Raw genomic sequence first — 24,147 nt, forward strand, 5'->3', positions numbered from 1 at the left:
ATTATTCCTCGGTTAATGAAGTATGAGCGCGATCCAAAATAGGTTTAAACAGATAGCTCAGCAGCGAGCGTGACCCCGTTTTCACGAACACTTCCACCGGCATCCCCGGCTTGATGTCCTCGCCACTGAGCATTTTCATGCCCTCCGGCGAGACCGTGACCTGCATCTGGTAGTAAGGTTCGCCATTGGTTTTGTCGACCAGACGATCGGCGGAAACCAGCGTGACCGTTCCCGGAATTTTCGGGGTTTTGTTTTGGTTGAAGGCGGTAAACATCAGATCCACCGGCAACCCGTTGTACACCTTATCGATCAGGTCGACTTTGAGGCGAGAATCCACCACCAATGTCGCCTGGCTGGGTACCACGTCCATCAGGTGGTCACCCGCTCCCACGACGCCCCCCTGAGTGAAGATATTCAATCCGACCACGGTGCCGTCCACCGGTGAGGTGATGGCGGTGTTGCCCAGATCGAAATCGGCCATTTGCAGCTTGTTGCGGAACTCGCTGGCGTCCATTTGGGTTTGCGCCAGCTGCGTTCTGACCTCGCGCTGATAGTCGGCGAAGCGCTGATCGATGCGTTGCTGAGATTCCTGCAGCTGCTTTTGCAGTTGGCCAATCCGCCCGACGGTTTCATCGATGCTGCTGTTCACCTCGGCGAACTGGCGCTGAATTTCCAGATAGCGGTTGCGCGGCAGGTAACCGTCCGCCGCCAGCTGTTTCATGCTGTTCATCTGCTCACGCAGGCTGGAGAGTTGGATCTGTTTGTTGGCGCGTGAGTCCTGCAGGCCTTTCAATTGGAAACGGATCCCGTCCATCGACTGCTTATAACCGTCAATTTCACTTTGCAGCCCTTGGCGACGGGAGGCGAACAGCTGCGTCTGCAGCGCAATGATCTCCGCGACACGTGGCTGATCCTTAACCTGAGCGAAAACAGGGGAAAAAGTGACCTTGCTCAGACCGTCCCGTTCAGCCAGCAAGCGCCCTTCGGTCGCCAGCGTGGTGTAATACTGATCGCGCAGCGAATCGACCTGCGCCTGTGCCTGCACCTGGCTCAACTGCACCAGGACTTCGCCGGCTTTCACCTTGTCGCCGTCTTTCACCACGATATTTTTGATGATGCCGCTGGCCGGTGCCTGCACCGTTTTACGGTTGCCGGAAACGGTTACCGATCCCGGCGACGCGACCCCTTTGTCCAAAGGTGCAAACGCCGCCCAGGCCAAGAAACCGAACACGCCCACACCCAGCGCCAACCACCCGAGACGGGTATAACGGCGCTCATCCAGCGGGATCTGTTCTGAGTACGAGTCATTCGGCTCGCCAATATGCGTAGACATACCAACTCCTTTGACTGCCGGCGACGCAACGGCGCCGCCAGGCCAGTTCACGGCTTAATTAATTTGAGTTTTAGGAACATCGCCTTCATCCGGCTCGGAGTTCACCGCACGCACCGCCTGCGTAGGCACCTGCGCTTTTTGCGCATTCGCCAAGGCCTGCAGCACCTGCTGCGTTGGGCCAAACGCATTGACGTTCCCGTTAACCAGCAGCAACAGCTTGTTGGTCATCGCCAGCAGATTGGTGCGGTGCGTAATCAGGATCACCGTCTTATTCCGCTGTTTAAGGAACGTAATGGCCTGGTTCAACGCCCGCTCGCCGGCATCGTCCAGATTGGAGTTGGGTTCATCCAGCACGATAAGAGAAGGATCGCCATACAGCGCGCGCGCCAAACCGATACGCTGTTTCTGACCGCCGGAAAGCCCGGCGCCCCCGCTGCCAATAACCGAATCATAGCCATTGGGGAAGCGCAGAATCAGCTCATGCACCCCGGCCAACTTGGCGGCCTCGATCACTTTCTCCGAGTCCAGTTCGTTGAAGCGGGCGATGTTCTCCGCGATGCTGCCGGCGAACAGCTCAATATCCTGCGGCAGATAGCCGATGTAAGGCCCCAGCTCGTCCTTGTTCCACTGGTAGATGTCGGCGTTATCCAGGCGCACGATGCCTTCGCTGACCGGCCAGATGCCGACCAGCAGACGCGCCAACGTCGACTTGCCGGAGGCGCTTGGCCCGATAATCCCCAGCACGTCTCCCGGCTGAATGGCGAAGCTGACGTTATGCAACACCGCGCTCCCCTTCGAGCCGGGCGGCGTCGCGGTCACCCCTTCAACGGAAATCACCCCTTCCGGGCGCGGCAGCGACATGGCGGTACCACGCGGCGGATGCTGCTCCAACAAGCGTACCAGGCGCTGGTAAGCCAGTTTGGCGGAGCTCCAGCTTTTCCAAACGTTAATCACCTGCTCGATAGGCGCCAACGTGCGCCCCATCAAAATGGAACCGGCGATCATCATGCCCGGCGTGATGTGCCCATCGATCGCCAGCCAGCCCCCCAGGCCCAAAACCAGCGACTGAAGCGACAGACGCACAAACTTCGTGATCGACGTGACCCGTGATGCCCGTTCGCTGGCGATGCGTTGGCTGTTCAGGAAGCGCTGATGCAAACTGAACCAGCGCCCCTTCAGGTTGGGTAACATCCCCAACGCTTCAATCACTTCGGCATTGCGCAAGTTGGTGCTGGCCAGATTGCCCGACATGATTGAAAGCCGGCTGGCATCCGCCAACGGTTTCTTCGACACCACTTCGTTGATCACCGCCAGGGCGATCAACAGCAAGGAGCCCACCAGCGCGAACAACCCCAGCCAAGGGTTAAACAGGAAAATCACCAGCAGATAAATAGGGAACCACGGCGCATCGAAGAAGGCGAACAGCGCACTGCCGGTCAGGAATTGACGCACGTTAGTCAGATCGCTCAACATCTGGCCAGCATCGGAAGAGCCGTTCTTTAAATTCGCCTCGTAAGCCGCCGTATAGATACGCGTATTGAGACGCATATCCAGCTGGCTGCCGATGCGGATCACCACCATGCTGCGCACGTATTCCAGCAAGGACATCATGCCGAACATACCCAGCATGATCAGCGTCAGCATTAACAGCGTGATTTCATTGCGAGAAGGAAGCACCCGGTCGTAAACCTGGAGCATGTAAATGGAAGGCACCAGCATTAACAGGTTAATAAACGCAGTGAATATACCAACGGTCCAGAAGACTTTACTGCGCGTCCGTATAACATCCGCAATTTCGTTGCGCGGGATAAATTGATTCACGTTCTGCCCTTACATCATGTGCACTGTCAGTCCAATCCGCATTGACCTCTTCCCTAAAGAAATTCCTAAAAAAGAATTATCCCGAGAAGACTCACCCCAAAGAAATGCCCGAGACTGCAGATACTTTTGTTAACTATAGGTAGAGAAAGTGAAAACCGGCAAGGTAGGGTATAAAAAAAAAGCCGGTCATCACGTCTTAAAAAGGCATGATAAAACAGAATGATACGGGAAAATGGAAAAGCAACGGGAAGATAACGAAATGGAATAACTTAGAGAGGATGATGCTGCTCACAAATTTAAACATGCGGGGGAATAACCTCCCCCGCATTATTTAAAACTCAATAGTTCCATAGGGAATTATTGGCTGTTGTGGTTTTACTCTTAAGCGTAGTGCAGAGTATCCACCAATTGCTGGTGGTTCTGGCCAGTCAGGTAAATGACGGTATCGTTAGCATCCAGCGTGTGGTTATTGTTATTGTCAATAATCACATAGGAGTCAGCATTGTTACCTGTACCACTGAACACCACCGAGGCCACGCCCACCTTCGCCGTCAGCGAGTTAGGATTGCTCAGGCCCAGGATGCCACCCAACAGACCGACAACGCCGGTAGTCAGACCGCCAACCAGTGAACCTAACAGCGCATCCAACGTATCTGAAGCGCGAGTACCGTAATCCGCCACCGCGGTACCGGTGTTGGACAGGGTCAGGCCGGAAGCCGCATCCACGATTTTGTCTTTCGCAGTGCTGAAGTCGGTGATGGTGACCCCCGCCTGCGAAGTACTGGATTTCAGATCGTAGATATTCGCCCCGGTGCCCCCGGTCAACGTGGTGTTACCCAGTACGTTGAAGCTGTCGGCCGTGGACGTCCCTTCTACCGTCAGTTGGTAACCGTTCAGACCCAGCGTGTTCAGCAGCGGGGTCAGCAATGCGGTGGTAACCGCACTCAGTGGCAACGCGTTCAACAGCTGCACGATAATACCGTCACCCGTACCCGCATGGCTTGAATCCAGGTTCAAACCGCCGGTATTGGTAGAAGCGTTAACGTCACGAACGTTGCTGAAGCCGCTACCCAACGTCAAGTTCAGCGCATGGTCACCGGTCACGTTGACAGTCTGAACCTGCGCATTGGTGCCTGCCAGGGACAGAATGTTGTTGAACGAACCGGTACCGCCGGAAGCCACGTTCACCGTCGTCAGCGCGGTGCCCAACAGCGCACTGCTGCTGCTGTTCAGGCTGATGGCGCCGGCATTCACGTTCGCCGAGCTCACTGCATCAAAGTTGATGTTAAAGTGGTCGGTGGCGTTTTGGACGAAGGTGAAGTTCAGCGTACTGGCTGAGGTCGCATCGCCTTTCACTTCCAGCTGTGCGGCGTTACCGCCGGCAGCGTTGATGACGTTGACGTTAGCCAGGCCGGAGATCACGAACCCTTGCGCCCCCAGGTTGGTCGCCGCTGCGTTCTGGGTGACCGTACCGCCCGTAGTACCTTCTACCGTAGACGTGCCGTTGGTCAGGCCAAAGTCGAAGGTGTTGGTTGGCGTAGTGACGCTGGTGGTGGTCGGTGAACCAATCAGCGGTGTCGTAATCAGCGTACCGACAGACTTACCGATATAACCGGTCAGATCAATCTGCTCAAAGTTCGAGAAGTTGTTGGCGTTGCTGGTCACGGTGCTGGTGCGAACGCCCAGGGCGTTCTGGTTGGTCACGACGGTTTTGGTGATGAAGTTGGCAGAGATGGAATCCGTGCCGGTACCGCCGTCAGCCTTGACGGTATTGGCAACGGTGTTCGCACCGCCGGAGACCGCGTTACCCGCCCAGTGCAGGCTGTCGTTGCCGGCGCCGAGGTTAAACTGTGCGGTCCCGGTCGCGATGTTAGCCGTCGAAGTCACGACCACGTTGTCTGAACCGGAGCTGGCGTTCAGAATGACGTTGCCGTTGTTGACAGTCACCGCCACGCCAGGGTTGACGCCGTTATCAGACAGGTTCACCGTCGCTGCGCTGGTGCCGTTGATAGTCAGATTCGCCAGATGGTCGGCGAACTTCAGGTTGACCGCTGCGGCAGCATTGGCATTAAGAATAACATTCGTGAGAACGGCAGTTTCAGCATTGCTCAGAGCATGGCTGGAGGCTGTATTAACTGTTCCTGTAGCATTACCCCCGCCAGTGGTGACAGACAAAGCGGCAGCCGTCTTGTAAAGCAAACTTGAGCCAATGCCAAATTCAAATGCGTGTTGCTGTGAAACTGTCGTGGCATCGGTTGCTGTCGAACTGCGCATGTCATTGATAATAGCTTGAGCAATAATAGCTTTATCGGTGCCAAGCGCAGAATATGTGGCCAATTGCTGCTGAGTAGCAGCGACACCATGAACCAAGGTATAAACATGCTGAATATATGCGTCGCCGGTAAGTGAACCAACCTTTTGTTGATACTCTGGAGTAAGTAGTTGTTTATTAATTACATCAACATAACTCGTTCCCCGCAGTAAATCAGTACTCCAGTACTTCAAACCGCTAGAATCAACTGGTCGCCCAGGAATACCTAAATACAACGCAGCAATTTGTTCCTGAAGATTCAATGGAGGCAAGCTGGCTGTCGAAGAGTAGAGAATAGAATCAATTTTGTTGGTGAATGTAAGTTGTGAACTTAACAAACTAGGATCAAACCCTTCATAATTCAGTACAGTATTTACGATTGAAGAAAGCACAACAGATAAACTCCCTGTAGCTAAAAGATCGGTGACCGTCGTTGGACTTGGCGCAGAACCATACACCAACGTATAAACTTTAGTGACAATATCTGCACTACTTTTCCCTTGGTAAAGAGCAGTACCTTCCGGGCTTGTCAGTAAAAAGTTTGCAAAACTGCTAATTGTGTACTGCCCCGTCTCGAGACTCTCACCAAAATTTTTGAATGAGTACTCACTCGGGCTACGTCCTAAAACCGCGTAAAAAATCGCAGCAGCGGTCTGCTGATTCGCTAGAGAAGCCATAAATTACCCCTTTAGAAAACTAACCTCAAAATCATCCGAACGAGCGAATGATGAGGGAAAATGTCCGAATCATAAGGTTTGCAGAGACAGGATTTACATCTCCACAGACTAAATAAAGGAGGTAACCAAAATTTTGTCAAGTAACAGCGACACATATTATTGAGCGGGATTTTTTTCTTACTTTTCAATGCCCCTCAAGAATATAGAGCAAATAAAAACAGATGAGAGTACTGACTATATCTTTTTTATCCATGCGGATTTATGAAACACATCATAAATAACACAATAATACCATTGACAACACTCGACATATCGACTACTTGCCGCTAATACTGGTATAGTTAGTTTTTAACGCAGATAAACCATCAGTCACCTTAACTCCGGTAGCACTTTTGTCAACAAATAGGTCATACAAATAGTTACCAGAATCGGACGATAAATCTATTTTTGCGTCGTTTCCTGAGAATACGCCAACGGCATTATATTTTCCCTTTTGATTTATGCCACTATTTTTAACATCAGCTGTGAGAGTGACGTTTTTAAAGTCTTTCAAAACGACACCATCAAGTAATGAGTCTCTGACTACCGCACTGATTTTGGAGTCCGTGGCATTTAGCACCTGAAGAGCAACACCTTTAGTCATCGAAGACTTGATAGAAATTAAACTGTTGTTCAGAGTATCAATGTAGCCTCCGCCGCGGCCGGAATTATTTATTGTTAGATCGGCTACAACATCATGGCTTTTCTCGATAAAAACAGCATTATTGAAACCAGCAAGTGCAACATTATCCGCCAATAATTTAATTTTCCCTGAGCAATCACGTAGATGAATAGCACCACCCTCAACCTGTGAGACAGAAAAATCACAATCAGCATCAGCGACATGGAGCAGTTCTATGGAAAAATCTCTTGCACTTGACTGATTTTTCACAACATTATTGTTAGAAATGAAACCACGAACATATCTTGCGCCAATAGCAACCTTTTTTATATTTTCAAAAGTATTACCAGATGCAGTAACATTTGATATCCAGTTATTTGAGAAAGCCAGTGAGCTTTTTACCGTACCAATTCCAAGCCCACCATAGCAGTTGAGAAAATAGTTATTATTAAACACGCCATTACTGGACTCTTGTGCGTTATCCGCATCTTCAGCATTATTGGCAATCGCCGCCCCTTTTTTACCCAGGCCGATATTTTCAAATCGGCAACCTATAACGCTGACACCCCGCCCTTTAATAACAACACCATCACCACCAGACTGTACTTTTGCAGTATCTGAAAAAAAACACCCATCGATGAACTTGATGTTATAGCATGTTTTTCTGACCACGACACTATCTTGCCCAGAGTTCGTGAATGAGCATTTTTTAAATGTTATCCCGTGACAATTCATTTGCATGGCAAGATTATCAAATTTAGCATTCTTAAAAATCACACTATCGAAAAGGCAACCGCTCCAATCATGTAGAGTATTCTCTGCATAGAGGAATCCAACCTTTCCAGCTGTATCGTGATAATCAGTATCAATAGTCAGATCTTTAAACACTGCACCTCGCACCCCTGAGCTAGAGTGCCGAATATCGTTGGGTGCATTTTCAGCTGTCACTGGAGAAGTGATAAATGGAAACCGAGGAGCATCAGATGATGTAGGGAGGCATTTTATCGTCGCATTATTTCCGATCCATCCAGCTGCTCCAGAATGACTGACCGGCCTACCATAGTAATAAACTCTATCTTTAACCAACTGTACGGGTTGCTTTGATAAATGTTGAGCTATCTCCATCAGCGCACTATCGTCTTTACCCGTTCCGCCTCCAAGGCTTTCGATGGAAAAGAAACCGTTTTTGGCTGCCAGAGAAAAGGCTTTTCCTTCAGAATCAAAAAGTAAAGCTTTGTTATTTATTATCCCTGTATCGCTCCACCCCTTACCTGCCATGTCCTTATTATCTTCTGAAGGTTCACGATTCAAACGAACGGTAGAGGAGCCAGAGTAGTCAGAGGCAAAGACACTCGCCAGTACACTCTCAAGTCCGTCAGGCATGACGTTTTTTTTAATTGACTCAAGTGTTATTAGTTGCGAGTTTTCGGTAGAAAGACTCTTGGCAAAAGCAAGGGAAAAACGAGCTTCAACTCCAACCCACAAAGCCAACAGACTAACTTCCTTTAAAAAAAAACGTCTATTCATACACGTCTCCTGGTCATTCAATAAGCATTTTTATTAAGAAAGCCACGTGAAATAGTCATAATCAGTATTTTTATATCTAACATCAACGTCCAGTTATTAATGTAGAACAAATCATACTCTATCCTCTTTGTCATCTTTTCTAACGTATCTGTTTCGCCGCGCCAACCACAAATCTGCGCCCATCCAGTAATTCCAGGTTTAACTTTGTGTCTCAACATGTAACCATGAATCAACTTCCGAAACTCCTCGTTATGCGCAATGGCATGGGGTCTGGGGCCAACGAGCGACATCGAGCCGTAGAAGACATTAAAAAGTTGTGGTAATTCATCAAGGGAAGTTTTACGCAAAACACGGCCAATGACGGTCACTCGCCGATCGTCAGGAGTAGCCTGTCTGAAATTTGTATCATCGGATGAGCAATGCATCGTCCTAAACTTCAAAACATTAATTTCTTTACCTTCAAGGCCATAGCGTTTTTGCTTAAAGAGGATAGGCCCAGGTGAGGTCGCCATAACGGATAAAGCAATAAGCACCATTAATGGCGAGAAGAAGATTATTAGTAACATTGAAGCAAATACGTCAAAACAACGCTTAGTTAGCATATTGACACCATTAAATGACGTATCATAAACAGAAATTATTGAAACCCCCTCTATTTCAGTATTGACAGCTCTGAGAAGACCATAAGAAATCGCATTAGGTATATAGTTTACGCTACATGTTGTATTTGATAGTTTTGATAATATCCTTTTGAGCTCTTCGTCATTGTAATAGTCTGTAGCAATATATACGTGATTAACTAGACCTGTCTGAACATCAGCAAACAAGTTATCTTCATTCCCTAAACGATTAATCAGATTATCACCAATGTGTTCAGTCCCTGAGTTATTGTAAAATCCATGAAGAGAGAACCCGAGCCATGGGTAGCTATTAAAGTGCTGAGACAAACGATATGCACTTTCAGACTCACCAAAAATACCGACTTTCTTTATACGCATGCCTTTTTTTCTTAAGAACAAAAAAAGCAATCTAATGAATATAGCCGAAGTCAGAAAAAGCAATAACGAAGTAAAAAACCAAACAAGAGAAAAAGAGACTAGCTTCGGTTTAATATCATAGAAAAAATAGAAACATGTACCACATAAGATTAGCGCCAGTGAAAAATTGACACCAACGCGATAAATGTTTACCAGCAGATGCTCTCCTCTCCATGTGGTGTATGCATTATTTACGTCAGAAATGAATTGGAATGCAATGATAACAAACAAAACAATTAACAGGCTTACATCTTCACTACCAAAAGTGGTTGCAAGCTGCCAGCCCAGAAACACAGAGAATAAATCAAGAAGCCGTTGAAAAACAGAAATAACGGATGTATTAGTCTTTGTTTTTGACTTGGAGTTTGAAAAACTGTCCATAACATACCTTCAATAAGCCACCTTAAAAAGTATAGGAATCATTTTTAGCATTGTCTAACACAAGCTTTTTTTTATGTGACTTTGTCGGTGTTATCAGACAAAAAAAACCACTCAGAGCAACATTCCAGTATAAGCACACAAATTACATGCACTGATAAATAAATATTCTCAGAGTGGTTTTTAAAAAATAAAAAAACAATCAATACCATCAAGCTAGTAGGCGCCATCCCTTTTAAGCACGACAGATATCGTCTTAAAAAGAATTACAACATCATTCCACAAAGCCCAATTTTTTACGTACCAAGCATCGAAGTAAACACGAGTATCATAGTCAATATCATTCCTGCCACTAACTTGCCAAAGGCCAGTCATTCCTGGCTTTGCCATATAGTAATAGTCAACATCGCCAGCATAGCGTTCAAGTTCTTCTTCGACCACAGGTCGGGGTCCTACCAAACTCATTTCTCCAACAAACACATTCCAAAGTTGGGGTAATTCATCCAAACTGGTCTTTCTGAGAAAATGACCTATACGTGTAATTCTTGGATCATTCTTAAGTTTGAAATCCTTTTTCCACTCCGCTTGTGCTTCGGGATCGTTAGCCAATAAATTCTCCAGTACCTCTTGTGAGTTTACCACCATCGAGCGAAACTTCAAACACTTAAACTTCTCCCCATTATGACCAACCCGTTCGTGGCCATATATTGAACGCCCCCCATCCCGAGAAACTTTATATGCAATGAGCAACAGAAGAGGTGACAAAAGTAACATAATTAACAAGGAACCAATGATATCGAAGGTTCTTTTGATAATTCGAGATGTGCGCTTGGCTAAATTATTATTTACTCTGAGAATCATAACCTCATGGCTAAAAATAAATGACATGTCCGTGCCATACAAAGGAACACCTCGTAAAGTAGGGATCACGGAAATTGAACGACAATTGTTTTTAGCTAAGTTTTTTAACCACCAATCACGAAGGAGGTTTTGCTCAAACTCTAGGGCCACAATAAATTGAGTATTGTCAGCATCAGTAATGCTCCAGAGTTCCGATTCACTCTTTATTACGGGTATGCAAAAATACTCGTTATCACAGGACTCATCCACACAGACAAAGCCAACAACATCAAAACCCAGATTGCCCTCACTCTGTAAGGCTGCATAAGCCTCAAATGCATTTTTACCCGAGCCTATAATGATTGTCTGTTTTTTCCATAAACCAATAGCATTAAGCCATTTTTTAACAACCACACGGCCAATGGGTACAAGTATCAGAATGGACACCCACGTGATGAGCCAGAGATATCGAGAAAAATTCCATTTTGAAAATGCAACGAGCGCTAAATCCAGAACCGCAAAAATGATTAGCGTTCTGAATATCTCTTTTAACTCGAACCAAAATGGTTTCCTGTAAGTATAATGCCTCAATCTTGTCCAGAACCATAATACACACAGTATAGAAAAGATGAAATGAGCGAAGACCCTTACTCCCATTTCCCCTTCAGGAACGAACTCATAAAAATTCCCAAAGGTGTTTGCTATAAAATAATAGGCAATTAATATGGAAATATTGAAAAATAAAAGATCTGAGAGCGCTAGTGAAATTTTAGAAATGAAAGCGGAAGCAAAACCATTAGATAATTTCATAGAAAAGCCTACACCAAGCCTGATGAATATTCATATAGATACCCCTTAAATTCATTTAAATGAATGCGCTAAAAATAGCGCACTCCGCAGATTATTTTTTTAAATTTATTAACTACATTTTTGACTGATTTTGCACTCAACAAACTCTTTGAACTGTTTATCAAAAACTGCAGTGGAAAAACGCTCTGCGTTATCACGACACGCGCTTGGAGATATATTCATCGACTCAAATCTATTCACCGCGTCAATGATATCCTCCACGCATTGTTTCTTAAAGAATACCCCCGTCGCATTATCACCATCAGCAATGATTGTTTCCGTTGCGCCGCCCTTTCCATATGCAATAACGGGAGTGCCGCATGCCTGAGCCTCCAATGGGGCAATACCAAAATCTTCTTCAGCAGCAAAAACAAACGCTTTTGCTCTACCCAGGTGATCCTTTAGAACCTCAAAGTTCTGATAGCCCATGATAGTGATATTTTTTCCAGCAATCGATTTGATCAATTTATGCTGTGGACCATCTCCAATCACAATAAGCTTTTTTTCAGGCATCTCATTAAATGCCTTGACAATCAGATCAATTTTTTTATATGGCACCTGCCTAGAAGATGTCATATAGAAATCATCTTTGTTAAAAACTGTTGAGAAATCATCGACAAAAACAGGCGGATAAATAACATCTGAATCACGACGATAGCATTTGTTAATTCTGTGTTTTATAAAGTTTGATATCGCAATGAAATGATCTACACCATAACTGCTTCTAATATCCCAAAGGCGGATTTTGTGCAAAAAATAACGTGCGAAAAACGATTTAACCCCAGATTCTAGATTAGACTCTTTCAAATACTGGTGCTGAAGGTCCCAAGCATATCTAATAGGGCTATAACACATGCAGATATGTAACTGATCTGGGCCGGTTATAACCCCTTTTGCCACAGCATGCGAGCTTGAAATAATGACATCATATTTTGAAAGATCGAATTGCTCAACAGCAAAAGGCATTAACGGTAAATACCCTCTGTATTTTTTCTTCGCAAAAGGAAGTTTTTGCACAAAACTCGTAACAACTTTTTTATTTTGTATGAAGTCCCTTTTTTCTAAAAAATCCACCATAGAGAACACATCAGCATCAGGATACACTTTGAGCATTCTTTCGAGGACTCTTTCCGCACCGGCATAAGTGACTAACCAATCATGGACAATAGCAATTTTCATAGTTTTCACATTTACGAGTTAAACATTTTATCTAACGTATGATGTAATATACCTGAAGGGGCAAAATTAATCATATTTCTAAGTTTTGCATTATCCCCACGCAAAATTTTTATTTCATTGCTACGAACAAACGCAGGGTTAATTCTCACCTCCATACGGTGCCCACTGATAGACTCCATATCCTCGATTATTTTTTTCAAAGAGGTCGAATTACCAGAACATAAATTAACAACCGTAGAGGTATGCTCGCTTTCAAAAAGCTTTAAGTAACAAGTTGCAATTTCTGAAACATCAGAAAAATCCCGTTCAACATCAATATTCCCAAGCTCAATTACATCACAATTCCGTTTGAAATGTGACACAATCTTCGGGACAAGAAAGTTTATTCCCTGACCAACCCCTGTGTAATTAAAAGGCCTGGTGACAATAACAGGGATTTGAGAATACCATCCCTTTAGCATGCTTTCCATCGCAAGTTTACTAGAGGCATAGTGGTTAACGGGAATAGGCTCAATGCTCTCATCAATAGTGGAAACCGTAGGGTTGCCATAGATATTAGCTGAACTTGAAACTATCACTTTCTTTATATCTATACCAGAAAGCTTTATCGCTTCGATAAGATTGAGAGTCCCAACCGTATTATTTAAATAAAAAACGCTGGAGTCACCCTCACCTACAAATGCACTTCCAGCTAAATGAATTATTCCATCAGGTCTGTATTTTAATAAAGTTTCACACAGGCTATCTTTGTTTAGGATATTAAATAAAACTTCTTTATCTAATACAGGGGTGCTGCGCACCCCTACCAATACTTGATAACCCGCCGCTTCAAAAGCCGAGACCACATACTTTCCAGTGAATCCATTACCCCCAGTGACGAGTATTTTCATTTAGCGTACCTTTAGAAAGAATAGCCTTTAGTGTTTCTCTGCAGGTCTGCCTCTACCATCATTTTGGCGAGCTCTTCAAGTGTTGTCTTCGGCTTCCATCCTAAATCATTTTGAGCCTTAACTGGATTACCGATCAAAAGCTCAACTTCAGCAGGACGATAGAATTTAGGATTGATTGTTACTATCGTCTTATCGGTATTCTTATCTACGCCAAACTCATCTTCGCCTTGACCGAACCATTCGATATCCATGCCCGCTGCTTTAGCACACAGTGAAACAAAATCACGAACAGTTTCGGTACGATTAGTGGCAAGCACGTACGTATCAGGCTTGTCAGCCTGCAGCATGAGGTACATACCTTCGACGTAATCTTTAGCGAACCCCCAATCCCTTTTAGCGTCTAGGTTACCTAGTTCAATTTTATCCAATAGTCCCAACTTAATCTTCGCGATGCCATCTGAAATTTTTCTCGTAACAAACTCTTGGCCACGAAGTGGAGATTCATGATTGAACAAAATACCACTTGTCGCGAAGATATCGTAGGACTCTCGGTAGTTAACTGTCATCCAGTGTGCGTACAACTTAGCTACACCGTATGGGCTACGAGGGTAGAACGGTGTAGATTCAACCTGTGGAATTTCTTGCACCTTGCCAAACATTTCTGACGTAGATGCCTGGTAGAAACGGATTTTTGGGTTAACAATCCTAATGGCCTCAAGTAAGTTCAGAGGACCAATCCCTGTAATTTCAGCGGTAGTTACTGGCTGTTGGAAAGAAACACCAACAAAACTCTGGGCAGCCAGATTGTACACCTCGGTAGCGCCCGTTTCCTGTAGTAGACGAATGCTGGCACTAAGATCGGTCAAGTCATACTCAACTAAATGGAGATTCTTATTACTTTCAATGCCAAGCTCTTTTATTCTCCAGAAATTTACTGAGCTCGTTCTTCTATATGTACCGTAAACAGTATATCCCTTGCTCAGAAGTAACTCAGCCAAATATGCGCCATCTTGACCTGTAATACCTGTAACAATAGCTTTCATTTTATTTCCTTAATGATATAAAAAATTGAATTACTTCCTTTGAATTCCACCAGGAAGGATCCAATACTCTGCGTTCCAAAACCTGATATGCACCCCAACCAACAAACAAACAAAAGACGATAGAAAGTCCCACAGAGAGGTAGAAGTTAAGACCTAAAACCATCAAGACTTTAATAATAAAGGGCATAGAGATCGCATGCGATAGATAAATGGAATAAGATGATCCACCAATCTTTTCTAAAATGCTTCCTTCATTGAAGTTCACATGAAGAGATAAAAATATAATAAAAAAGCAAGGAATGCCAAAATTTACAAACCGTAAATTGGTATCGGCTACGCTCATAACACAAATCAGCAATATTAATATGATACAGAATGCATACCAAGGCATCTTAAAACTATGGTGATAACCCTTTGAATAATAAAGATAGAGTAATGCGCCTAGAAGAAACTCAAAAACCACATCATTCTTATAAAAATCATTCAACTCCATAGAGTAAGAAGATAGATATACAAACAAGATTAACACTGAAACGAAAATAAATCTTAGCTTACTCAGTAAAACAATCGAGAAAAAGAATACAATATAAAAATACATTTCGTAGTTCAAAGTCCAACCCAATGATACGAGAGGAGGAATATTATCTTTCATTGGAATAAAAAGGAGAGAATATACAAAATGAGTCACTTCAAATGTCGAGCGGTCAAACTTATCTGGAAATAAAATCAACAACGTAGCAAAAACAAATGTATAAAACCAATAGTTAGGAACTATCCTCAACAAACGGCTTTTCATAAAAGAAATCGCGCCAGGATATCCAACTTTGTTCTTTGCCGAGTAAAATATAATAAATCCACTAATGATAAAGAATAAATCAACACCTGACTGTCCTGCGTTGAATACCGGACCGTTCAAGTTTTTAGCGACAAAATTTTCTGTGGAGTGAAAAAAAAGAACCAGTAATACTGCTACACCACGCATAATTTGTATCGCAGTAAGTTTATTTGATTTCATCATAAATTCACTTTACAGGCGCATCCATTAAAACTGAGTAAAGCTTATTCCTCCTAACCTCCAGCTCAGTTTCCTCATAGTTTTGGCTTTTCTGCAAGTTCTGTTCTGAAAGCAGAACGCAATAATCTGGATTATCAATAAGATTTATTATTCTTTTCGCCAACTCATCAACATTATCCAACCCGAACAATTCAGAAGCATTGACAATCTCCGGTACGCCACCAATAGGTGTTGAAAGACAAGGTAGACCTCTCGCCATGGCTTCAATAACACTTCTAGGCAGCCCCTCTTGGCGAGTCGGAAGTGCAAATATATCAAAACTGTCAAGGTACTTGAACACATCAGATTTAGTAGAGACTGCGCCTGGAAACACGACACGATCGACAATGTCTAATTTCAAAGCGAGTTCTTTAAGAACTGCCAACTCCTTCCCATCTCCGACAATGGTACATTTGAGCTGAGCTCCCGCAGTCAAACACTTCTTCACCGCTCGCAAGAGGACATCTCCACCTTTATGGGGAGTATCTAGCCGTGCGATAAGACCAACGTGCCATATGTCACCACGAGGGAACACACGAATTTCTTGGTCCACAATATCGGATGACTTCAATGAAATGGAAGAGTAATTAGTGCTGAAAGCCGCATTTTTAGCTGGGTATTTATTCTGAAGATAACTCGATGTCACATATGAAATAACATAGGCATTTTTTACAAGCATTTTGAATGTGATATAAGAAAACTGCTGTAGAAAAAACCTTAACTTATGTTTGTAAGAGCCCTTAGCAAAATCATCCCAAGGATCAGAAACAACCTCAATACCATAGGCAGTATCGTTTTTCATGAACCAATCTTGGATCACAGAGGAAAGAATCGTCGGACCACGGACAATGACTTTATCAACTATATTGATCGAATTAAGTAACTCTTTTCTTAAAACACTAAAAACTTTTATCAGTTGCCCAATTCCCTCAAAACCGGTAATAGGGATGGGCTTCACATTTTCAAGTGTAATTTTCACCCAACCATCCGGCACTTTATTAACTTTAGTGACTCGGCATATAGGCCTAACTACGGAAAAAACCGCCAAGTATCGAATCCAAAAACTATCACCGTATGTTTGTTTACTTACCCAATAATCGCCATTCGCATCTGACAGCATTCTGTTATTACAAATCACGCCCAATACCTGGTTACTTTTCATCCTGTTTATACCTAGTTAAGGAAATTGCCATAAATAAAAGCAAAGTCATTGAGTATGGATCATGGAATAGATCGTCATACATCAAGATAAATGAGAATAGTAAGAAGAATGATAAGCCATATTCAGCGAGTATCTTTTTCATTCTATACAGGATAAGAAGAGTAAAGACCAAACCATTCTCTGCCAGAGAACCTAAAATAAATGAATTAGCATGTGTTTTAACTTCTTCTACACCATTGCCTGAGTCGCCCCAGATAAATACATCAGTCAGCACTGGAAACTGTTTAAATCCTTGGCCCAATATTGGAGACTGATAAAACATCTTCAAAGCACTTTCCCACAGTTCCAAGCGCAATGTGAATGATGTATTATCCGTCAGTGAATAGTTTGAATCCAAACGAAGCCAACCAGCTAAACCTGAATAGTCAATATAGCTAGATATTGCTATCACAGCTAAAACTGAAAAAGTAGCTAAAAGTGTTATCTTTATACCGCGCACATATAACATAACAAATGCAATACTTGCTATAGCAAAGTTGCCGCGACTATTCGTTAAAACTAAGGCAAGAGTTATAACTGCAGCCACTAATATTTGAACTCTAGTATTATCCCTCTTCCCATAGAAATACAAAAGCGGGAAGAAAGAAAGGAAAAATGAGTTAATATTAGGATGTAAAAACACACCTGGGGCACGAAAGCCATCGCCATACTTAAAGTTAAATTCCTGCCATGACTCAAGATAGATTGTTGAACCAAAGAACTGCAACACAGAAACAAAAAGAAGGAAGAAATACAGTATCTTAACTTCGATAGGTATCTTTCCAGCATCGTAGTTATGCTGATATTTAATGAAAAAGGCTATACCCCAAATTAAATATTCAAAATACCGAACCATTCCAACTATAGTGGGAAGCTGCACACCATGTCTAATTGAAGAGTTGATCGAAATCAAACAACAAATAAGCACATAACTAATAATAAAAATGAAGGATTTGGTACGAATAGAGTGTGGGATGTTAACCACCACATAAAAGAACGTCATCGCGCTAAATAGATCTATAAAGTAAATATCGCCATTGCCGATATTGATCTTTATGCAACCTAGCACAAACGCAGTAATTACATATATTCCCCACCAAGATATTTTAATGTTCAACATATTTTTTCTTTAGCTTCGACATGTAGACAGATGAGAAAAGGACAAGAAGAAGAGTTTCAGAAAATAACGTTATACCTACGGCCCCAGCCACTCCGTATATTGGTATAAAGACAAGTCCCAATACCGCATTAAGAACTGCAGTTATAATAGACATATAGGCTCTTAACTTCTGGTAACCCATTGCCGTTATCCCATCTGCGAAAACGTAGTGGATACTCATAATTATTGGGGCTGGCAATAACAAATAGACCATGTTTTTAGCATTTGCATATTCATCCCCGAAGAAAGACAGTATAATCGGCAGAAAAATAACTATCCCAATACCAATCAGCGAAGACATTGCTACACAGAGCGCGATAAGTCTTTTAATTTTTTCCCTAAGGGCAGCCTTATTTTCCAAGGAACCCAGATGATATAGCGTAGGAGCTTGAATAGATAAAACCGCAGAAACAGGTACAAACACCAGGCTGATCAACTTATATGCAATATTGTAATTCGCAACGTCTCTCAGGTTGTTAGCAGCCCCCAAAATGACCTTATCCGAATCGGTATAAACTGTTTTAGCCGTTGTTGCCAATGAAAAGTAAACCGCTTCTCTCATCATATGTATAGCTTTCTGGAATTGAAGCTTCAAGTTTGATTTGACGCTTCTTAATTCCTCCCAGCACATCACTGGCAAAATGAAAACTAATGACGAAATAAAATTAACATAAATAAAATCATCAGAACCCCCCCACCAAAATACAACAAAGACAATTAGCAATTTAAAAACAATAAATGCGACCGGGAATAAAGAGAATGCCAGTTTATTTCCCTTCGCCAAATACATTTGTGATAGTAATTCTATTTGCCTGAATACGAACAACTCCGCGATTAGTACCAATGCAACTGTGGAATAGTTGGTTTTATACAACCAGGCAGCAACAGGAGTTAATACCAAGGTGCCAATCGCGAGTAACAAGGCACCTAAATAGTAGTAACTTCTAAACAAACTAAAGTCTTTATCTGAAGCGTGAACTTTTATTATGCAGGGGCCAATACCAAGAATAATAAGCGGACTTAAGATGTTACACAATGCGGACACAGAGGCCCACAAACCAAACTTATCGGCACCGAGCATTTTAGCTGCAATTGTAAAATACAGAAACTGAAAACCTAATTTTACAAATTGGCATACTATATTGACTATACTTCCTTTCATCAGACTACCCGTTGCTACCCTGTTAGGATTATGCGAAAGTTTCCTGAGCGGTTTTTTCCCAGCTATAAGATGCTGCTTTCTTACCGCATGTTTTTTTCAAAGCGGCTAATTTTTCAGCATCGTAATATAGTTGACGAATCGCCATTGCGATTCCCTCGCTTGACTCCTCGACTATTACACCTAACTCCGAGCTTACTACCTCTGGTATCGCACCCACGTTAGTTGCTAAAGAAGGCACTCCACATGCGGCAGCTTCAAGAAAAACGAGACCGAAACCTTCTACCTTTCGAACATCGGTCCGCGCAGCTAAAACAAACAAGTCAGACTCACGATACTTAGACTTAACTTCATCATCATTTAAATTATCGAAAATGTTGATATGGACACGATGTTTCTCTGCCAGTCCATTAAGCTGCTTTTTATAGCTATCGTCTCCTCTTCCGATAATGTTGTAGGTTATTTTCTCTGCCAATTCGGATTGAGAAATAGCCTTAATGATTAGGTCATGCCCTTTCCTCGAGTCCAGTCTGCCGACAGTAACTAAAACAAAATCCCTCGCTGCATCAACCTCATCAATCGATGCTACATGGCCGACCTCAACTTCTTTCCGCCACGACTCATCAATACCCAGCAATACAGTTTTGCATGGTAACACTTCACTTTCAGGGAAGTTCTCAACCATGATCTTTCTTGTATATTCACTGATAGGATACAGAGCCGTGACATCTTTAAATGGCGACAGTATTTTTACAAATGGAGATATGCGGCCATTTTTAAAATTAAGGATCTCACTCCCATAAACCGTGCTCGTGAATTTTATTTTTTCTTTCCAGGGCATAAATTTATTTCTAAAACATACCGCCAGCCAAAAGGGCCAATCGGCCACATGAACTCTGTCATAGTCACTAGGCTGGATTGCTGCTACTTCTCTTATAATCTTAGGAAACTCCTTCCATGTAAATTTCCCACCAGAATATCGATTTATCGTTAGCGTTCCTAGATCTTTTGACTCTTCCTTTTGATAACTTGGCGCGATAAGCTCAACCGAAATATCTCCCGGTTTATGTTGAACAAGCATTTGAGTATAACGAGAAATCCCTCCATTGAAGGGACTGTACTCATTGGTCAAAACTAACACTTTTTTCATTAGTGCTTATCCTTACCTTTGTTGTCACTTTTATATTCATATTGGTAATAACCATAATTTGAATAGTAAGAGCCCAACTTTCTGACCATCGCGTTAAGAATGACGCCTTTGATTTCAACTCCATTTTGCTCAAAACGACGAATACTCACTTCAACTTCTTTGACGGTGTTGACATCAAAACGGGCAACCATTAATGAAGTCCCAACATGGTGCCCAATAATTGCTGCATCAGTTACAGCCAGAATAGGTGGAGTATCGACCAGAACAAAATCATAATTTTCGCTTGCCCAAGCCAATAACTTTTCGAAACGCTCGCTCATCAACAATTCAGATGGATTCGGCGGGACTTTGCCTCGAGGCAAAACATCTAAATTAGCAACAGTAGAATGAACGACAGTTTGAGCAGGGCTGACTTGTCCGGCAAGTATCGTTGAAAGACCATTGTTCGCATTAACGCCAAAGATATCGTGAATATATCCTTTACGCATATCGCTATCGATCACCAGAACTTTCTGACCCGACTGGGCAATAGTTGCAGCTAAGTTTACGCTAACGAAAGTCTTACCAATAGACGGACTCGCACCAGAAATCATTAGAATATTGTTTTTTGCATCGAGCATTGCAAAGTGCAAACTTGTTCTCAAACTCCTGATAGCTTCAACAGCCAAGTCTGCAGGATTCCCTGTCGCCAAAAGCTCATTTGAGCGCGTGTTGAGTTTTTTTCCACGCAACTTCAGCTCTTTATCCCTCGCGCTTTGCCATTCGGACAGTGGAATGCTTGCGTAAACGTTCACTCCATTGCTTTCCAGCTCTTCTGCACTGTCAATGCCTTTATGAAGCAACATTTTGACCAACACCAACGTTATCGAAGAAACAGCTCCCAAAATGATAGCGAACAGGATAACGAAGATTTTCTTTGGTTTTACCGGTTTCAGCTGCGTATCCGCATAGTCAACAATCCTTACGTTGCCTACCGTACTCGCTTTATTGATACTTAGTTCTTGCTGTTTGTTTAACAGCTGCATGTAAACTTCTTGCCCAGCCTGGACATCGCGCGTTAGGCTCAGAATTTCCTGCTGCGTTTTTGGCATATTGCTAACGCGTTTATTCAGCCTAGCCTTTTCTTTTTCTAATGTTGCTCTCTTCTCATTCAGTGCTCTGTATGCCGGGTGTTCTTTCGTATACAACTTAGAGATTTCGGCTTCTTTAAAGGTTAATTCATTTAACTGCGACTCCACCGCCACCATCGTATCCAATACAGACTTGGCTTCTAGAGATAAATCTACAGAGTCGTTCTGCTGACGAAATTGGTTCAGTTTGTTTTCTGCTAAATCGAGGTTTTGTCGAACCTGCGGTAGCTGTGCCTTAAGAAATTCCAGGCTTTTACCCGCTTCTTCGGATTTCCTCTCGACATTCTGTTGCAGATAATTATTGATAATACTGTTTAAAATTTTTCTGATTTGAACGGAATCATCACCCGTTAGACTCAAGGCCAGTATTCCTGTATCTTTCCCTTTATCCGCAACAGTTAATCTATCCACTAAATCATTGATGGCATCCAGGCGAGGTCGTTTTTTAAGCGTGAAGCCAGTACCATCGCTTCCACGGAAATCGCTGACCAGTATGCTCACGCCATGCCCTGTAGCCAATTTTCCCACAACGCCTTCGAGTATCTTATCGCCCGAGTATGATAGTTCATAAGCATCGTGGCTCTTGAACGTAAGATCTAACTTCTCGTCCAGCAAATAATCTGGAACGTGTAAACTGCTTAACGCGACTTGAGGCCTTTCGGAACTACTTTTAGTTAAACGTGAAAAACCTTTCCCAAATACAGGGAAATAGTTTGGTTCAACCTCGGTATCTAAATTCATTTCATCCAGAGTTTTACCGATTACCATCCTTGACTTTATTAATTCAATTTCTGTCGCAGAGACTGGTTGGCTATCAGGAAGGACTTTGGAGATATCATTCAATATTGAGCTACCCATATTTTGCTCAACTTGAACCAGGGCATCGGCCTGATATATCGGAGTGGCGAATACAACATAGATCAACCCGACGACAGCAAATATAGTTGTTATACCTGTAATCAACCAGCGATGGTCAATTAGCGTCCCGATCAAGCGACCTAAATCTATATCTTCGTTCTTCGCTACGTTTGGGGATACCGCCCCCTTATTTTTTTCTAACATCATAGGCCTTATAAATTATTTATTCAGCGCCTGAGCCCACTTTTCAGCAGACTCATCGAGAAGTTTATAAATGTGCTCAAATGCTTCTTTGCTTTGTCGATAGGGGTCGGCAATTTCTTTTTTGCCTATCCAATGGCCAAAAAGCATTGTTTTTCCGCGGACCTCGGGTTGTATATGGCTTACTGCATCAATATGTTTCTTTTCCATCACCAAAATAAGATCATATTGTCTGCATAACGTAGCAGTTAGTTGCTGAGCAACATGTCCCTCTAAGGAGAGATTGTTTTCTGAAGCAACCTCGATGGCCGTATCATCTGCGGAATGCCCCTTCAAAGCACCAAGCCCTGCAGAAGCTATTTTTTTTTGTGGTAACTTTTGCTTAAGAAGCCGCTCCCCAATAGGGGAGCGGCATATGTTGCCAACACATACAACTAAAATAGAATCAAACATATATTAGTTCCATTGTTTGATAAACCGCACCGTTTCGGTCATATCGTGTACGCCAGTGATTGTCGGCACCAATTGCATTACCACACGATTCCAGCGAACGACAGGCGCCGTTGTCACATAGACAATATCGTAGGGTTGCAGCTGGAACTCTGTCCCCATAACAAGCGCAGAAGCATCAGAGGCGTTCAACTGATAAATATTGGCAATCTTCTTCCCTTCACTTCCACGCAAAGGTCGAATTACGAATACGCCTGTTGCATCTGACATTGCCTGATCCATCCCCTCTGCATTACCCAATGCTTCAGTTAAGGTCATCCCGCTACGGTCCATGCGCAGTGTCGACTGCTTTTTCACTTCCCCCATGACGAATACTTTCAGATCGTCATTGCGCGGGATATACAAGATATCGCCCGGGTACAGTAAATGGTTCTGCGTGAGATCACCTTTCTGCATCAATGCCTGCAGGGATATACGGTGTTCTTTGCCATTGTGTGTCAATACCACATTTCGCCAGTCCGCATTAGCGCTCAGCCCCCCCGCAGCATTCACTGCGTCCATAATCGTCAATGGAACGTTAGTGATAGGTTGTTGGCCTGATTTCTCCACTTCACCAGTTACATAAACTTTCTGCGAACGGAATGCGGCGATGCTGACGTCAACTTGCGGGCTCTCGATATACTGAGCGAGACGGCCGGCAATATCACTGCGCACCTGACTGACTGTTTTTCCTGCAACTTTCACTTTGCCAATGTATGGATAGAAAATTGTTCCGTCCGAGTTAACCCAGTTGCCGGTATCACTGGCACTGCGGTATTGCCCCGCAGGCGTCGTCAGCTCTGGGTGATCCCAAACGGTCACCATCAGCACATCGCCAACGCCAATGCGGTATTCGTAATTTTGCAACTCGCGTTCTAACGCGGAATTAGGCTGCGCAACCACGGGTTTCGACCGTAGCTTCTCGATAAGGCCAGGGGTCATCGGGTAAATATTAACCAATTTATCAAGATCAAAATCGCTATCTTGCTGTTTTACGACGTCTTTGCCACTGGTTGAAAGATGAGAGCCCGGCACGATAGTACAGCCGCTGACCACACTGATAGATACCAGAAGCGGTATCAGTTTCCATTGTTTTTTTGCCATCGAGTTATCATCACTTTCAAAGTAAAAAATGCATGTAATGCCAAGTCCCAGGCCAACCCAACCATGGCGCCTACCGCGGCACTCAGCGAAATGAGT

At 43.6% G+C, this 24,147-nt stretch carries 17 protein-coding genes; all 17 read right to left on the reverse strand.

What is annotated here, in order from left to right; translation table 11 throughout:
- Position 1: 1 nt before the first annotated feature.
- Positions 2–1,333, reverse strand: a complete 1,332-nt coding sequence (locus ACUXAC_RS11715; RefSeq protein WP_038881050.1) for an HlyD family type I secretion periplasmic adaptor subunit — start codon at positions 1,331–1,333, stop codon at positions 2–4.
- A 54-nt stretch (positions 1,334–1,387) separates the two neighbouring features.
- On the reverse strand, positions 1,388–3,154 hold the full coding sequence (locus tag ACUXAC_RS11720; RefSeq protein ID WP_047728091.1) for a type I secretion system permease/ATPase: 1,767 nt from the start codon (positions 3,152–3,154) through the stop codon (positions 1,388–1,390).
- Between the two features lie 381 nt (positions 3,155–3,535).
- Positions 3,536–6,142 (reverse strand): beta strand repeat-containing protein, encoded by a 2,607-nt coding sequence (locus ACUXAC_RS11725; protein ID WP_187322179.1) that lies wholly within the window; start codon positions 6,140–6,142, stop codon positions 3,536–3,538.
- A 316-nt stretch (positions 6,143–6,458) separates the two neighbouring features.
- Entirely contained in the window at positions 6,459–8,330 is a 1,872-nt protein-coding gene (locus ACUXAC_RS11730) for a right-handed parallel beta-helix repeat-containing protein (RefSeq protein ID WP_387444490.1), read from the reverse strand.
- 17 nt (positions 8,331–8,347) lie between these two features.
- The gene (locus ACUXAC_RS11735; RefSeq protein WP_387444487.1) at positions 8,348–9,748 is read right to left on the reverse strand and encodes an undecaprenyl-phosphate glucose phosphotransferase; all 1,401 of its coding nucleotides are present in this window, start codon (positions 9,746–9,748) and stop codon (positions 8,348–8,350) included.
- Positions 9,749–9,961: 213 nt separating this feature from the next.
- On the reverse strand, positions 9,962–11,395 hold the full coding sequence (gene wbaP, locus ACUXAC_RS11740) for an undecaprenyl-phosphate galactose phosphotransferase WbaP (RefSeq protein WP_084826543.1): 1,434 nt from the start codon (positions 11,393–11,395) through the stop codon (positions 9,962–9,964).
- Positions 11,396–11,503: 108 nt separating this feature from the next.
- Positions 11,504–12,613 carry a glycosyltransferase family 4 protein gene (locus ACUXAC_RS11745; RefSeq protein WP_187322176.1) on the reverse strand — a complete coding sequence of 370 codons (1,110 nt, stop codon included), beginning with the start codon at positions 12,611–12,613 and terminating at the stop codon, positions 11,504–11,506.
- 11 nt (positions 12,614–12,624) lie between these two features.
- The gene (locus ACUXAC_RS11750; RefSeq protein WP_071991638.1) at positions 12,625–13,503 is read right to left on the reverse strand and encodes a GDP-mannose 4,6-dehydratase; all 879 of its coding nucleotides are present in this window, start codon (positions 13,501–13,503) and stop codon (positions 12,625–12,627) included.
- A gap of 11 nt (positions 13,504–13,514) precedes the next feature.
- A complete protein-coding gene (gene gmd / locus ACUXAC_RS11755) occupies positions 13,515–14,546 on the reverse strand; it encodes a GDP-mannose 4,6-dehydratase (protein ID WP_033642465.1) in 1,032 nt (343 codons plus the stop codon).
- Between the two features lies 1 nt (position 14,547).
- Entirely contained in the window at positions 14,548–15,564 is a 1,017-nt protein-coding gene (locus ACUXAC_RS11760; RefSeq protein WP_387444483.1) for an acyltransferase family protein, read from the reverse strand.
- A gap of 4 nt (positions 15,565–15,568) precedes the next feature.
- Positions 15,569–16,762, reverse strand: a complete 1,194-nt coding sequence (locus ACUXAC_RS11765; protein ID WP_084826545.1) for a glycosyltransferase family 4 protein — start codon at positions 16,760–16,762, stop codon at positions 15,569–15,571.
- Positions 16,752–17,921 carry an O-antigen ligase family protein gene (locus tag ACUXAC_RS11770; protein ID WP_421115053.1) on the reverse strand — a complete coding sequence of 390 codons (1,170 nt, stop codon included), beginning with the start codon at positions 17,919–17,921 and terminating at the stop codon, positions 16,752–16,754. The genes ACUXAC_RS11765 and ACUXAC_RS11770 overlap by 11 nt, the downstream gene beginning before the upstream one ends.
- Positions 17,908–19,122 (reverse strand): lipopolysaccharide biosynthesis protein, encoded by a 1,215-nt coding sequence (locus tag ACUXAC_RS11775; RefSeq protein ID WP_454266668.1) that lies wholly within the window; start codon positions 19,120–19,122, stop codon positions 17,908–17,910. Before ACUXAC_RS11775 ends, ACUXAC_RS11770 begins: the two co-directional genes overlap by 14 nt.
- A gap of 28 nt (positions 19,123–19,150) precedes the next feature.
- Positions 19,151–20,269: a glycosyltransferase family 4 protein gene (locus tag ACUXAC_RS11780; RefSeq protein ID WP_187322173.1), complete on the reverse strand. Its 1,119-nt coding sequence runs from the start codon at positions 20,267–20,269 to the stop codon at positions 19,151–19,153.
- Entirely contained in the window at positions 20,269–22,461 is a 2,193-nt protein-coding gene (wzc, locus tag ACUXAC_RS11785) for a tyrosine-protein kinase Wzc (protein ID WP_033644232.1), read from the reverse strand. Before wzc ends, ACUXAC_RS11780 begins: the two co-directional genes overlap by 1 nt.
- A gap of 15 nt (positions 22,462–22,476) precedes the next feature.
- Positions 22,477–22,911, reverse strand: coding sequence for an arsenate reductase/protein-tyrosine-phosphatase family protein (locus ACUXAC_RS11790; RefSeq protein ID WP_041034202.1), 435 nt, complete (start codon positions 22,909–22,911; stop codon positions 22,477–22,479).
- Positions 22,912–22,914: 3 nt separating this feature from the next.
- The gene (locus ACUXAC_RS11795; protein ID WP_033644231.1) at positions 22,915–24,051 is read right to left on the reverse strand and encodes a polysaccharide export protein; all 1,137 of its coding nucleotides are present in this window, start codon (positions 24,049–24,051) and stop codon (positions 22,915–22,917) included.
- Positions 24,052–24,147 lie beyond the last annotated feature (96 nt).

The sequence above is a fragment of the Serratia sp. 121840015-1 genome, assembly GCF_053627655.1.